Below are 12,357 nucleotides of genomic sequence, written 5' to 3' on the forward strand. Positions count from 1 at the left end.
TCTGCCGGTCGATTCACAGGATCCAAGCTCCCCAGAAATCCAAAGCTCGTAAGCAGGCTCAAGGCGCCTTCGCTTCGCGTTGCCCGGAAGCCTTGGCGCGCATCTTCTCGCACATCAGGGTCATCTCGTCATACAGCAGCTGCGGGTTCTTCTGCTTCAGCGCCCAGGCCTGGCGGCCCTGCTCGTGGGGCAGAATCATGAACTCGCCGGCAGCCACTGCCTGGAAGATATAGTCGGCGATGAACTCGGCGTTGATCGGCGAGCTTTCCAGCAACTTGCCGACCTGGGCCTTCATGGCGGGCGTCGGGCCGCGGAACGAATCGAGCAGGTTGGTCTGGAAGAATGATGGGCACACCACGTGCACGCCGACCTGCAGGGGCTTGAGCTCGGCCAGCAGGCTTTCCGAGAGCGCCACCACGCCGGCCTTGGCGACGTTATAGTTGCTCATGCCCGGGCCCTGCATCAGCGCCGCCATGGAGGCGATATTGACGATACGCCCGTGGCTGCGCTCGAGCAGCGGCAGGAACGCCTTGCAGCCCTTGACCACGCCCATCAGGTTGATCGACAGCTGCCAGTCCCAGTCCTCGAGTGACAATTCGGCAAAGAAGCCGCCCGAGGCAACGCCGGCGTTGTTGATGATGATGTCGATACCGCCGAATTTCTCTTCGCAGGCCTGGGCCAGGGCGGTCAGCTGGCTGTAGTCACGCACGTCGCAACGCAGGGTGAAGCCGTCGCCGCCCGCCTCGCGCACCAGGCGCAGGGTCTCGGCCAGCCCGGCGTCGTTGACGTCCGACAACGCCAGGTGCCAGCCCTCGCGCGCCCAGCGCAGCGCGAGCTCGCGCCCCAGGCCGGACCCGGCCCCCGTGATCATCATGCGATTGCTCATACCCAACCTGCCCTGCTGGCCAATGAAAGACAGCCCGAGTGTAGCGAAGGCGCAGGCGCCTCCCAGCCATCATCAGCTTGTTGAATGAACGCACCGCGGGGTGGGTAGGGCGCGGCTCGTGCGACCGGTTATTCCTGGGTATCGCTTCGCTCAACCCAGGCTTCGGCCTCGGGGCTACTGAAACAGGCGCGTACTCAGTTCGTGGCTGGCCTCCAGCAGAATCGGCAGGAAGCGGCTCTCCAGCTCCTGGCGAGACACGCGGCCCACATGGGTGCCGACGTTGAGCGCCGCCAGCACCTGGCCGGCGGAATCCTTGAGCGGCACGGCGATGGAGCGCAGGCTGACCTCCAGCTCCTGGTCGATGATCACCCAGCCCTGGCGGCGGATTTCCTCGATATTGGCACGCAGGTCTTCAGGCGTGTGCAGGGTGCGGCTGGTTTTTACCTGCAGATCCGCATGGCTCAGGTAGTCGTCCAGCGCCGCGTCATCCAGCGCCGCCAGCAGGATACGGCCCATCGAGGTGCAATACGCCGGCAGCCGGCTGCCCACGCTCAGGTCGACGGAGATCAGGCGCTGGGGCGTCGCCGAGCGGGCGATATAGAGAATTTCGTCGCCTTCCAGCGTCGCCATCGAACAGGCCTCGTGCAGCTGCTCGCTGAGGCGGTCGAGAATCGGCTGCGCGGTAACGGCCATGGGTGTGGACGACAGGTACGCATGGCCCAGGGTCAGCACCTTGGGCAGCAGCGAGTAGACCCGCCCGTCCGTGGTCACGTAACCGAGCTTCATCAGGGTATGCAGGCAACGACGCACCGCCGCACGGGGAATTTCGGTGCGGTGGCTGATCTGGGCGATGGTCAGCTGGCGCTTGCGCTCCTGGAAGGCGTGGATGACTGCCAGCCCGCGGGCCAGGGAGGTCATGAAATTGGGGTCGCCGGCAAAGGCCTCGATGCGCTTGGCCGGCGACGCGATGATCGGCGGCGCCATCGAACTGGGCGCGGAACGGGATTCGGGCATGGCACTGTCACCTGTCCAGAGGGTATGCGCGATTATCGAACTGCGGTTCGATAATCGCAAGGCGACAGACACGTTGGAAGGTGGACTGCCTAGAAGCGCCTGGAATGGGCATCAGAAAGCAAACCGCCCCGGGACAGGGTCTCCAGGGCGGCTTGAATATCGGTGCGAATGAAGCGTGCTTGGCAGCGATGGCTACTGCGCGTGATGGCGGTACAGCGCCGGCGGCACGCCGCTGCTGTCTACCGGCTCCCAGGGGCCTTGCAGGGTGCCGGCCCAGCTCCAGCCGCCTTGCCAGCGATAGAAGGTGCGCTCGCGGTAGTAGGTGTTGCGCTCGGAGTCGATCTGGTAGACGCCCAGCGTACCGTTCCAATGGCTGGAGACGCCCGGTGGCGGCGCGAAGCGTGGATGGGACTTGCTCACCGGCGGCGAGCCGGCGGGGGCCGAAGGGCCGCCATCGGGCTTGCCAGGCGCCGGGCTATGCAAGGTACAGCCGGCAAGGCTCAACAAGGTGGCTGCCACGGCAGCGGAAATCAGTCTGTTCATGGTGGTGTGCCGTCAGGGCTATCGATGACAAGGCGTTGCACGTCCTGGGTGCTGCTGGCCAGCGGTTGCCCCTGGCCGATCCACTCGCCGCTCTTTGCATCGCCGGCGCGCGAAATGCGTGCTACCAGTTGAACCTGATCGAACGCGGAAAGTTTCAGCTGCGGCATCATCGCATCGCTGTCGGCCAGGCTGACCTGGGCTGGCAGCTCGGCCACGGTGAGGCGCTTGGCCGCCAACGGCATCGGCGGCCCGGAAGCGGCGCGGGCAAAGACGAACACCGTATCACCGGGCCGCACCTTGTCGCGCAGCGCCGGCGCCAGCTCGACCCGCACCTGCAGGCCAGGCGCTTGCGGCTGTGCAGCGCCGACATCACCGCCCTGGGCGCCCAGCTCCTGGCGGGCGCGCTCGATACCGCCGACAATCGCCTGGCGCGAGGGATCGCCCTCGGGTAGCACGGCCACCAGGCGCTGCCAGTAGCCGATGGCATCGGCGAAACGTTGCTCCTCATAGGCAGCGATACCCAGCAGGCCCAGGCTGGTCACCTCCTCCGGGTCCGCTTTCAAGGCTTCGCTGGTCAGGGCATCCAGCTGCGGGCTCCACTGTTTGTCAGCAGCAAAGTACAGCGCCTGTGCCCACTGCCCGAGCAGCTCCGGCTCACGCCCTGCCACCTTGACCGCCTGCCCGAAGGCGCGAGCAGCATCGGCGGCGCGCTGCTGGGCCATATAGCTGCGGCCGAGGAAGTACCAACCCTCGGCGGACTTCGGGTTGTTCTGCACGGCCTGTTCCAGGCGCGTGGTCATCTCTTCGATGCTGTGTGGTTCACCTGCGAAGGTGCGGGCCTGCTCGACCTGGTCGATGGCGCCCCACTGCTGGTAAAGCAGCACGGCCAAGACAGGTATCAGCACCACGGCCAGCAGCGGCACGGCGCGCCCCAGGCGGCGGCCCTGCCGGGCTTCGCTGCCGTCGGTATCGGCCAACAACTCGCGGGCGGCTTCGTCACGGGCAGCCTGCAGCTGCGCGGCATCGAGCGTACCGGCCTGGTGCTGTTGCTCCAGCTCGCCCAGGCGCTCCTGATAGAGGGTGACGTTCAGCGCAGTGCGATCCTCCTCGGCCTGCACCTTGCGCCCGCGCAGCAGGGGGATGAGCAGAAAACTCACGGCGAGCAGACACAGCAGGCCGGCGGACAACCAGAATTCGATCATGGGGCTTTCTTATCCTCAGGCGCCTGCTCGAGCAGTTGCGCCAGACGTTGCTGTTCATCGCTCGACAGGCCCGTGGAGGCCTCACCGCCAACCTGGCGACGGCACAGCACGATCACCCCCAGCAACACGAAGCCACCGGCCAGAAGCGCTGCCGGGCCATACCAGAGGAGCAGCGTGCGGCCGCTGACCGGCGGCTTGTAGAGCACGAAGTCGCCATAGCGGGCGACCAGGTAGTCGATGATCTGCGCATTGCTCTGGCCCGCCTCGAGCATGCGGTAGATCTCGGCGCGCAGGTCCATGGCGATCGGCGCGTCGGAGTCGGCGATATTCTGGTTCTGGCATTTCGGGCAACGCAGCTCTTCGGTGAGCTGGCGGTAGCGGGCGCGCTCGGCTTCGCTGGCGAACTCGTAGGTGTCGATGGCCGCCTGGGCGACGCCACCCAGCGCCAGCAGGAGAACCAGGCCGGTCAGCAGGCGCATCATTGCCCTGCCTCGTCGACCATCTGCTGGTACAGCGGCGCCAGCTTCTCGCGCCAGATCGCCTCGTCGATCACCCCGACGAACTTGTGGCGGATGACGCCCTTGGCGTCGACGAAGAAGGTCTCCGGGGCGCCGTACACGCCAAGGTCCAGGCCCAGGGTGCCCTTGGCATCGCTGATATTGAGCTGGTACGGGTCGTGAAATTCGCTCAGCCATTTCTGCGCGGCCCCGTTGTCGTCCTTGTAGTTGACGCCATGGATGGTCACGCCCATGGCCGCCAGCTTGTTGAGCACCGGGTGCTCGACCTTGCAGGCCACGCACCAGGTGGCCCAGACGTTGACCAGCGACGGCTTGCCCAGCAGGTTCTGCTGGGTGATCAGCCCATCGCCCGCCACCGCCGGCAGCGAGAACGCCGGGAAGGGCTTGTCGATGAGCGCCGATGGCAGTTCGGACGGGTCGAGAAACAGCCCGCGGTAGAGGAACACCGCCACGCCGAGAAAGATCACCAGCGGTAGCAACAAGATCAGCCGTCTCATGCCCGTGCCTCCTGCAGGCCCAGCGCGTCACGCACGCGGGTTTTGACTTTCATCCGGTAGCGCTTGTCGGCAGCGGCGAGAAAGCCGCCGAAGCCCATCATCAGGGCGCCCAGCCAGATCCAGCGAACGAAGGGTTTGATATGGATACGCACCGCCCAGGCGCCCTGCCCCAGCGGCTCGCCGAGGGCGACGAACAGGTCCCGGGTCAGGCCGGCGTCGATGCCCGCCTCGGTCATCACCGATTGCTGCACGGTATACAGGCGTTTCTCCGGGTGCAGCACGGCAATCTGTCGCTCGCCGTCGAAGATGCGCACCGTGCCACGGTCGGAAATGAAGTTCGGTCCTTCATGGTGCGCTGCGCCCTCGAACACGAAGCGGTAGCCACCCAGCTCCACCGCCTCGCCCGGTGCCATGCGCATATCGCGTTCGAAGCTGCCAAGGCTGGTGAGGATCACCCCCAGTGCGCAGACCGCCAGGCCCAGGTGCGCCAACTGCATGCCCCAGTAGCTGCGGCCCAGGCTGGCCATGCCTTTGAAAACGCCCTTGTGGCGGGTCTTGTCCTGGATGTCGCGCAGCCCGGCCAGAACCACCCACGCGGCCAGCAGGCAGACGCCGAGCACCGCCCAGTGGAAATCGCCCCATGCCAAGCTGGCCAGCAATGCCAATATCACGCTGGCGACCAACACCGGGGTGAGCATGCCCAGCAGCCAGCGCAACGGCGTGTCCTTCCAGCGCACCAGCACGCCGACCGCCAGCACGGCCATCAACAGCCCCATCAACGGCACGAACAGCGCATTGAAGTATGGCGGGCCGACCGACAGCTTGGCACCGCTAAGGGCATCGAGCACCAGCGGATAGAGGGTGCCGAGCAGGATCATCGAAGCAGCCACCACCAGGATCAGGTTGTTGGCCAGCAGCAGGGTTTCCCGCGACCACAGGCCGAAGCCGACCTGGCTGCGCACCACCGGCGCACGCAGGGCGAACAGGGTCAGCGAGCCGCCGACCACCAGCAGCAGGAAAGCCAGAATGAACACCCCGCGCTCCGGGTCGCTGGCGAACGCGTGTACCGAGGTGAGCACGCCGGAGCGCACCAGGAAGGTACCCAGCAGGCTCAGGGAGAAGGCGGCGATGGCCAGCAGCACCGTCCAGCTCTTGAACACGCCGCGTTTCTCGGTCACCGCCAGGGAGTGGATCAGCGCAGTGCCGACCAGCCAGGGCATGAACGAGGCGTTCTCCACCGGATCCCAGAACCACCAGCCGCCCCAGCCCAGCTCGTAATACGCCCACCAGGAACCCAGGGCGATACCGATGCCGAGAAAGGCCCAGGCGACGATGGTCCAGGGCCGCGACCAGCGTGCCCAGGCGGCGTCCAGCTTGCCGCCGAGCAGCGCGGCGATGGCAAAGGCGAAGGCCACCGAAAAGCCCACATAGCCCATGTACAGCATCGGCGGGTGGATGATCAGGCCGAAGTCCTGCAGCAGCGGATTGAGGTCGCGGCCGTCGGCCGGCACGTTTGGCAGCAGGCGGGTGAAGGGGTTGGAGGTGACGATCAGAAACAGCAGGAAGCCGACGCTGATGATGCCCATCACCCCCAGCACGCGGGCCAGCATTTCCTCGGGCAGCTGCCGCGAGAAGATCGCCACGGCAAATGTCCAACCGCCGAGAATCAAGGCCCAGAGCAGCAGCGAGCCTTCGTGGGCGCCCCATACCGCGCTGAACTTGTAGTACCAAGGCAGCGCCGTGTTGGAATTCTGCGCCACATAGGCCACGGAGAAGTCGTCGATCATGAAGGCGTAGGTGAGACAGGCGAAGGCGAAGGCCAGAAAAGCGAACTGCCCCCAGGCCGCCGGTTGCGCCAGGCTCATCCACTGGCGGTCGCCGCGCCAGGCACCGATCAACGGCAGCGTGGACTGCACCAGGGCCAGGCACAGCGCCAGGATCATCGCCAGATGGCCGAGTTCGGGAATCATCGTGGGGCCTCCCCGGTTTTCTCGTAGTGCCTGTTCATGCCGCTCTGCTCCAGGGCCTGCTTGACCTCGGGCGGCATGTAGTTCTCGTCGTGCTTGGCCAGCACTTCGTCGGCGAGCAGCAGGCCGGCGTCGTCGACCTTGCCCATGGCGACTATGCCCTGCCCCTCGCGAAACAGGTCCGGCAGGATGCCGTGGAAGCGAATGGTCACCTGCGCCGCACCATCGGTGACCACGAAGTCGGTCTGCAGGGAATCGCTGGAGCGCTTCACCGAGCCCTCTTCCACCAGGCCGCCGGCACGGATGCGGGTAGCGACCGGCGCTTCACCGTTGGCGATCTGCGTCGGTGTGTAGAACAGGTTGATGTTCTGCTGCAGGGCGCTCAGGGCCAGCGCCACGGCGATACCAACGCCGGCAACGATGGCCAGCACGATAAACAGGCGCTTCTTGCGGACGGCGTTCAACGTGACTCCTCCCGGCGCATACGGCGCGCCTCATCCTGCAGGTAGCGGCGCCTGGCCTGCAGCGGCAGCAGCACATTGAGCACCAGCACCACCAGGCAGATACCGTAGGCCGACCACACGTAAGCGCCATGGTTACCCATGGCGAGAAAGTCGGCGAATGACGCGAAACTCATCGTTTGCCCTCCACCAGCGCGCGAATCTCGGTTTTCACCCAACTGCTGCGCGCCTCACGGCGTAGCACTTCGAGGCGCATGCGCATCAGCAGCACGGCGGCGAAGAAGCAGTAGAAGCCCAGCACCATGATCAGCAACGGCAACCACATCTGCACTGGCATCGCCGGCTTGTCGATGACGCTGAAGGTGGCCGGCTGGTGCAGGGTGTTCCACCACTGCACCGAGTACTTGATGATCGGGATGTTGATCACCCCGACCACCGCCAGCACCGCGGTGGCCTTGGCGGCGCTGTCGCGGTTGCTGATCGCCTGGCCGAGGGCGATCACGCCGAAATACAGGAACAGCAGGATCAGCATCGAGGTCAGGCGCGCATCCCAGATCCAGTAGGTGCCCCAGGTCGGCTTGCCCCACACGGCTCCGGTGATCAGCGCGATGGCGGTCATCCAGGCGCCAATGGGCGCCGCCTGCTGCAGGGCCACATCGGCCAGCTTCATCTTCCACACCAGGCCGACCAGGCCGGCCACGGCCAGCAGCACGTAGATCGACTGGGCCAGGAACGCCGCCGGTACATGGATGTAGATGATCCGGAAGCTGTTGCCCTGCTGGTAGTCCGGCGGCGCGAAGGCCAGGCCCCAGACCGTGCCCACGAGCAGCAACAGCGCGGCGGCAATCGCCAGCCCGGGCAGCCAGCGGCCACTGATTTCATAGAACCATTTGGGCGAGCCCAGCTTGTGAAACCATGTCCAGTTCATCAGGTCACTCATCATTCTCCGAGGTCAGGGGCCGGCGGCCATCCTCGGTAGCACGTTCAATCACTCGCTGACGCTGATAGTCAGGCCGGCGGCTATGGCGAAGGGTGTCAGGGTTACCGTCAGTGCGGTGAGGCTGGCCAGCCAGAGCAGATGCCCGGCCACCGGCAACCCTTGCAGACTCGCCTGCAAGGCCCCGCTGCCGAGAATCAGCACCGGGATGTACAACGGCAGAATAAGTAGCGCCAGCAGCAGCCCGCCACGCTTGAGGCCCACCGTCAGGGCGGCGCCAATGGCGCCCAGCAGGCTGAGAATCGGCGTACCCAGCAGCAGTGAGACCAGCAATACCGGCAGGCAGCGCCCCGGCAGGCCCAGCATCAAGGCCAGCAAGGGCGACAGCAGCACCAGGGCCAGGCCGGAAAACAGCCAGTGGGCCGCCACCTTGGCCAGAACCAGCACCGGCAAGGGGCGCGAGGAAAGCAGCCATTGCTCCAGGGAGCCGTCCTCGAAGTCGCTGCGAAACAGGCCGTCGAGGGAGAGCAGTACCGCCAGCAGCGCCGCAACCCACACCAGGCCCGGCGAAAGGCTCTGCAGCAGTTGCGTTTGCGGCCCCACGGCCAGCGGAAACAGGGCGATGACGATAGCGAAGAACACCAGTGGATTGGCCAGCTCTGCGGGGCGGCGACCTAGCAACCGCGCCTCGCGCACGACCAGCAGCATAAACAGGCTATTCATGGGCCATGCTGTCCCAGATCAAGATCCCGGTAGCCATCCGGCACGCGGCTCAGCGAATGGTGCGTGGTCAGGACCACCAGACCGCCCTCCCTGCAATGTGCCGCCAGATGGTCTTCAAGCTGGCTCACTGCCTGTTTGTCCAGTGCGGTAAAGGGCTCGTCGAGAATCCACAACGGCGGGCCGTCCAGATACAACCGTGCCAGGGCCACGCGGCGTTGCTGGCCGGCAGACAGCGTAAGACAGGGCACGTCTTCGAAACCGCGCAGCCCGACGGCCTCCAGGGCCTGCCAGATCTGCTCGCGGCTCGCCGGGCGATGCAGCGCGCACAGCCAGGCGAGGTTCTCTTCGGCGCTGAGCAGCCCCTTGATGCCGGCGGCATGACCGATCCACAGCAGGTCGCCGCTGCGGCTGGCGAGGGGCTGCCCCTTGAGGCGCACGCTACCGCTGGTGGGCGGCCTGAGGCCGGCAAGCACCCGCAGCAGGCTGGTCTTGCCGCTGCCGTTGGGCCCGGACACCTGCAACATCTGCCCGGCGTCCAGTCTGATGTCGAGGTTCTCGAACAACAGCCGCCAGTCCCGTTCGCAGGACAGCGCAGTGGCTTCGAGAAAGGGACTGCTCACAACGCGGGCACCTGGTTCAAGTCGGGACGATTGCGGCCGCTATACTCTTGCGGACGTTCGGATTGGCCGCGAGTATACATGCCCGCCCTGCTCGCCCGCAGTGTGCAGTGGGCCCAGAGTATGAGACTTAATGACCGAGATCAGTGGATCGCGCCCTGTTGCCCCCCCGCCGGCGGCCAACAGACCCGCAGTTAGCGCTGCCGACCTGGCGGTAAAGCTGCTCAAACCCCTCGACGGCCTGATGGCGGCTGGGGAAAGCGCCAAGGCCGAGGTGGTTGGCGTCAAGGAAGGTGCGCAGAGCTTCCAGCTGATGCTGCGCGTGACCCTGGACGGCGGCCGCCAGGCGACCCTGCAGGCCAGCAGCCCGCAGCCGCTCGCCCAGGGCACGGCGCTCGCCGTCACCGCGCTCTCCGATACCCGCCTGGCGCTGGCCGTCCTGGCCGGCGGCAGCAAACCGCTGACCAGCATCGACCTCGAGCAGCTGCCCGTCGGCACCCTGCTGCAAGGCAAGGTGCTTTCGCGCGAAGCGCTGCCCGTGCAAGTCGCTCAGACCACCGTATTCAAAGTGCTGGTCAACCTGCTCAACACCGGGTTGGCCGGCAAGACCCTGAGCCTGGAAACCAGCCTCGACCTGGCGCCGGGCAGCCTGCTCAGCGCGCGGGTGCAGGGTGACCAGTCGCTGGCCTTTCTGCCGCTCAGTGGCCGCCTCGACCAGCTGGCCCTGCTCCAGCAGCTCGGCAGCCAGCAAAGCCGCCAGGGCTCGCTGGAAGGCCTGATGGCGGCGCTCAAGGGCATGGGCGGCCAGGGCGGCCTGCCCGATGGCTTGAAGGGCAGCATCGACAAACTGCTGTCTGGCCTGCCGACTGGCGAACAGATGAGCAACGGCAAGAGCCTGATGCAGGCGCTGGAAAACAGTGGGCTGTTTCTCGAGAGCAAACTGCTGGCTGGCCAGACCGGCGGCCTGGGCACCGACATGAAGGCCAACCTGCTGCGCCTGGTCAGCCAGTTGCTGCCCCTGCTGCCCGGCGCAGCGCCCCTGGCGGCGGCGACCGCTTCGGCCAACGCCATGACCCAGGCGCTACCGGCCCTCGCCCGCAACCTGCTGGGCAATATCGGCCAGAGCAGCGGTCGCCAGCAGGCGATGAGTTTCCCCCTGCCCAGCCGCCTGCTGCAATCGATGGATGAAGAGGCGGACCTGGAGGCGCTGCTCAAGCTCGCGGCCGCCGCCATCTCGCGCCTGCAGACCCACCAGCTGTCGAGCCTTTCGCAAAGTCAGGTCGGCCCCGAAGGCCAGCTGTTGACCACCTGGCAGATGGAAGTGCCGATGCGCAATCAGCAGGAACTGGTGCCGCTGCAGGTGAAGATTCAACACGAGGAGCCGGCGCCCTCCGGCAAGCAGGATCCCAAGGAGGCGCTGTGGCGTATCGATCTGGCGTTCGACCTGGATCCCCTGGGGCCGCTGCAGGTGCAGGCGCAGTTGGCCCATGGCAGCCTGTCCAGCCAACTGTGGGCCGAGCGCGCCAGCACCGCCGGGCTGATCGACCGCGAACTGGGCAATCTGCGCGAACGTCTGGTGGCCGCTGGCCTTACGGTGGGCGACCTGGTGTGCAGCCTGGGCACACCACCCCAGGGCCCGAGAACCTCCCTGGAACAACGCTGGGTCGATGAAACCGCATGAGCAGTAAAGCCCCACGCCAGGCCATCGCCCTCACCTACGATGGCCAGAACGCCCCCAACCTCAGCGCCAAGGGCGACGACGAGCTGGCCGAGGCCATACTGGCCATCGCCCGCGCCCACGATGTGCCGATCTACGAGAATGCCGAACTGGTGCGCCTGCTCGCGCGCCTGGAACTGGGCGAAGCGATCCCCGAACAGCTGTATCGCTGCATCGCCGAGATCATCGCCTTCGCCTGGTACCTGAAAGGCAAGTTCCCGGCGGGTTTCGACCCACGGGGCAAGCCCAAGGATGGACCGTTGAGGCTCGAAGGGCCTGCTGGCAAGAGCGGCAAGCGTTAGATCGCCAGACGACCGCGCCCCAGGAAGATTCGAAGGGATAAAAAGAATGCTTAGGAGCGGCGTGCCTGATGCAGCTTGGCGACCAGTTCCGCCTCGGCCTTGCTGAGGCCGCAGGACTGGGTGAGGTCGTCGGCACTGGCGCCCATGCCGACCAGGCGCGCGGCCTGGGTAAACGACAGGCTGGTAGGGTCGCGCTGCTCGATCTGGGTCAGCTTGTCAGGCAACGGCGCAACGGTACGGCGCAGCTCGTGCAACTCCTCGCCCATGCGGATGCTACCGGTCAGGTAGGTATCCAGGCGCTTGCCCAGCTCGCGAATACGCTGGTCGCGCTGGGCATCGCGTTCGGCCTGCAGCTGGCTGGCCAGGCGCAAACGTCCGGCAAGCCAGACGCAGGTGCCCACCAGCCCGGCACAAACCAGGGCAAGAACGATGAGTGCGGCTTCGAGCACCTCAGATGCTCTCCAGCTCCGACCACTCCTCCTCGGTCATCATCTTGTCCAGTTCGACCAGGATCAGCAGCTCGCCGTTCTTGTTGCACACGCCCTGGATGAACTTGGCCGATTCGTCGTTACCGACGTTCGGTGCGGTTTCCACCTCGGACTGACGCAGATAGACCACTTCGGCCACGCTGTCGACCAGAATGCCCACCACCTGCTTGTCCGCCTCGATGATGACGATACGGGTGTTGTCGGTGACGTCGGAGGAATCCAAGCCGAAACGCTGGCGCGTGTCGATGACGGTGACCACGTTGCCGCGCAGGTTGATGATCCCCAGCACGTAGCTCGGCGCGCCCGGTACTGGGGCGATCTCGGTGTAACGCAGCACTTCCTGCACCTGCATCACGTTGATGCCGTAGGTCTCGTTGTCCAGACGGAAGGTGACCCACTGCAGGATCGGATCTTCAGCGCCTTGTGCAGAGCTTTTCTTCATGGCCTAGCCTCGTCATTGACCGCGCGTTGCGGTGCGCGGGAGT

16 protein-coding genes are annotated in these 12,357 nt (G+C 65.9%); 2 read left to right on the forward strand and 14 right to left on the reverse strand.

Going from position 1 to position 12,357, the window contains the following annotated elements:
* Positions 1–58 precede the first annotated feature (58 nt).
* The 12 genes from SA190iCDA_RS15775 to ccmA form a co-directional block, all read right to left on the reverse strand.
* The gene (locus SA190iCDA_RS15775) at positions 59–886 is read right to left on the reverse strand and encodes an SDR family oxidoreductase (protein WP_070886323.1); all 828 of its coding nucleotides are present in this window, start codon (positions 884–886) and stop codon (positions 59–61) included.
* A gap of 174 nt (positions 887–1,060) precedes the next feature.
* Entirely contained in the window at positions 1,061–1,900 is an 840-nt protein-coding gene (locus SA190iCDA_RS15780; RefSeq protein ID WP_070886324.1) for an IclR family transcriptional regulator domain-containing protein, read from the reverse strand.
* Between the two features lie 192 nt (positions 1,901–2,092).
* Entirely contained in the window at positions 2,093–2,443 is a 351-nt protein-coding gene (locus tag SA190iCDA_RS15785; RefSeq protein ID WP_070886325.1) for a hypothetical protein, read from the reverse strand.
* On the reverse strand, positions 2,440–3,645 hold the full coding sequence (gene ccmI / locus SA190iCDA_RS15790) for a c-type cytochrome biogenesis protein CcmI (RefSeq protein ID WP_070886326.1): 1,206 nt from the start codon (positions 3,643–3,645) through the stop codon (positions 2,440–2,442). The genes SA190iCDA_RS15785 and ccmI overlap by 4 nt, the downstream gene beginning before the upstream one ends.
* Positions 3,642–4,127, reverse strand: a complete 486-nt coding sequence (locus SA190iCDA_RS15795) for a cytochrome c-type biogenesis protein (RefSeq protein ID WP_070886327.1) — start codon at positions 4,125–4,127, stop codon at positions 3,642–3,644. Before SA190iCDA_RS15795 ends, ccmI begins: the two co-directional genes overlap by 4 nt.
* Positions 4,124–4,660 carry a DsbE family thiol:disulfide interchange protein gene (locus SA190iCDA_RS15800; protein ID WP_070886328.1) on the reverse strand — a complete coding sequence of 179 codons (537 nt, stop codon included), beginning with the start codon at positions 4,658–4,660 and terminating at the stop codon, positions 4,124–4,126. The genes SA190iCDA_RS15795 and SA190iCDA_RS15800 overlap by 4 nt, the downstream gene beginning before the upstream one ends.
* Positions 4,657–6,630 (reverse strand): heme lyase CcmF/NrfE family subunit, encoded by a 1,974-nt coding sequence (locus SA190iCDA_RS15805; RefSeq protein ID WP_070886329.1) that lies wholly within the window; start codon positions 6,628–6,630, stop codon positions 4,657–4,659. The genes SA190iCDA_RS15800 and SA190iCDA_RS15805 overlap by 4 nt, the downstream gene beginning before the upstream one ends.
* On the reverse strand, positions 6,627–7,091 hold the full coding sequence (gene ccmE, locus SA190iCDA_RS15810; RefSeq protein ID WP_070886330.1) for a cytochrome c maturation protein CcmE: 465 nt from the start codon (positions 7,089–7,091) through the stop codon (positions 6,627–6,629). Before ccmE ends, SA190iCDA_RS15805 begins: the two co-directional genes overlap by 4 nt.
* Entirely contained in the window at positions 7,088–7,264 is a 177-nt protein-coding gene (gene ccmD / locus SA190iCDA_RS15815; protein WP_070886331.1) for a heme exporter protein CcmD, read from the reverse strand. Before ccmD ends, ccmE begins: the two co-directional genes overlap by 4 nt.
* Complete coding sequence (locus tag SA190iCDA_RS15820; protein ID WP_170833958.1) at positions 7,261–8,019, reverse strand: heme ABC transporter permease; 759 nt, start codon at positions 8,017–8,019, stop codon at positions 7,261–7,263. The genes ccmD and SA190iCDA_RS15820 overlap by 4 nt, the downstream gene beginning before the upstream one ends.
* Positions 8,020–8,076: 57 nt before the next feature.
* Positions 8,077–8,748 (reverse strand): heme exporter protein CcmB, encoded by a 672-nt coding sequence (gene ccmB, locus SA190iCDA_RS15825; RefSeq protein ID WP_070886332.1) that lies wholly within the window; start codon positions 8,746–8,748, stop codon positions 8,077–8,079.
* Positions 8,745–9,368 carry a cytochrome c biogenesis heme-transporting ATPase CcmA gene (gene ccmA, locus SA190iCDA_RS15830; protein ID WP_070886333.1) on the reverse strand — a complete coding sequence of 208 codons (624 nt, stop codon included), beginning with the start codon at positions 9,366–9,368 and terminating at the stop codon, positions 8,745–8,747. The genes ccmB and ccmA overlap by 4 nt, the downstream gene beginning before the upstream one ends.
* 130 nt (positions 9,369–9,498) lie before the next feature.
* Between ccmA and SA190iCDA_RS15835 the strand changes: the two genes are divergently transcribed.
* Both SA190iCDA_RS15835 and SA190iCDA_RS15840 read left to right on the forward strand, forming a co-directional pair.
* Positions 9,499–11,046 carry a flagellar hook-length control protein FliK gene (locus SA190iCDA_RS15835; RefSeq protein WP_070886334.1) on the forward strand — a complete coding sequence of 516 codons (1,548 nt, stop codon included), beginning with the start codon at positions 9,499–9,501 and terminating at the stop codon, positions 11,044–11,046.
* Entirely contained in the window at positions 11,043–11,384 is a 342-nt protein-coding gene (locus tag SA190iCDA_RS15840; protein ID WP_070886335.1) for an EscU/YscU/HrcU family type III secretion system export apparatus switch protein, read from the forward strand. Before SA190iCDA_RS15835 ends, SA190iCDA_RS15840 begins: the two co-directional genes overlap by 4 nt.
* Before the next feature lie 50 nt (positions 11,385–11,434).
* Here the strand turns inward: SA190iCDA_RS15840 and SA190iCDA_RS15845 are convergent, their stop codons facing one another.
* Positions 11,435–11,833, reverse strand: a complete 399-nt coding sequence (locus tag SA190iCDA_RS15845; protein ID WP_027911376.1) for a DUF2802 domain-containing protein — start codon at positions 11,831–11,833, stop codon at positions 11,435–11,437.
* A 1-nt stretch (position 11,834) separates the two neighbouring features.
* A complete protein-coding gene (locus SA190iCDA_RS15850) occupies positions 11,835–12,314 on the reverse strand; it encodes a chemotaxis protein CheW (RefSeq protein ID WP_013791056.1) in 480 nt (159 codons plus the stop codon).
* Between the last annotated feature and the right edge of the window lie 43 nt (positions 12,315–12,357).

This window comes from Pseudomonas argentinensis (assembly GCF_001839655.2).
In the GTDB taxonomy this organism is placed as follows: domain Bacteria; phylum Pseudomonadota; class Gammaproteobacteria; order Pseudomonadales; family Pseudomonadaceae; genus Aquipseudomonas; species Aquipseudomonas argentinensis_B.

Bases quoted from the DNA above. Each gene is read 5' to 3' on its own strand.
- SA190iCDA_RS15835 (WP_070886334.1), top strand. From the start codon at position 9,499: ATGACCGAGATCAGTGGATCGCGCCCTGTTGCCCCCCCGCCGGCGGCC.
- SA190iCDA_RS15805 (WP_070886329.1), bottom strand. From the start codon at position 6,630: ATGATTCCCGAACTCGGCCATCTGGCGATGATCCTGGCGCTGTGCCTG.
- SA190iCDA_RS15780 (WP_070886324.1), bottom strand. From the start codon at position 1,900: ATGCCCGAATCCCGTTCCGCGCCCAGTTCGATGGCGCCGCCGATCATC.
- SA190iCDA_RS15850 (WP_013791056.1), bottom strand. From the start codon at position 12,314: ATGAAGAAAAGCTCTGCACAAGGCGCTGAAGATCCGATCCTGCAGTGG.
- SA190iCDA_RS15800 (WP_070886328.1), bottom strand. From the start codon at position 4,660: ATGAGACGGCTGATCTTGTTGCTACCGCTGGTGATCTTTCTCGGCGTG.
- SA190iCDA_RS15840 (WP_070886335.1), top strand. From the start codon at position 11,043: ATGAGCAGTAAAGCCCCACGCCAGGCCATCGCCCTCACCTACGATGGC.
- SA190iCDA_RS15775 (WP_070886323.1), bottom strand. From the start codon at position 886: ATGAGCAATCGCATGATGATCACGGGGGCCGGGTCCGGCCTGGGGCGC.
- SA190iCDA_RS15795 (WP_070886327.1), bottom strand. From the start codon at position 4,127: ATGATGCGCCTGCTGACCGGCCTGGTTCTCCTGCTGGCGCTGGGTGGC.
- ccmI (WP_070886326.1), bottom strand. From the start codon at position 3,645: ATGATCGAATTCTGGTTGTCCGCCGGCCTGCTGTGTCTGCTCGCCGTG.
- ccmB (WP_070886332.1), bottom strand. From the start codon at position 8,748: ATGAATAGCCTGTTTATGCTGCTGGTCGTGCGCGAGGCGCGGTTGCTA.
- SA190iCDA_RS15785 (WP_070886325.1), bottom strand. From the start codon at position 2,443: ATGAACAGACTGATTTCCGCTGCCGTGGCAGCCACCTTGTTGAGCCTT.
- ccmD (WP_070886331.1), bottom strand. From the start codon at position 7,264: ATGAGTTTCGCGTCATTCGCCGACTTTCTCGCCATGGGTAACCATGGC.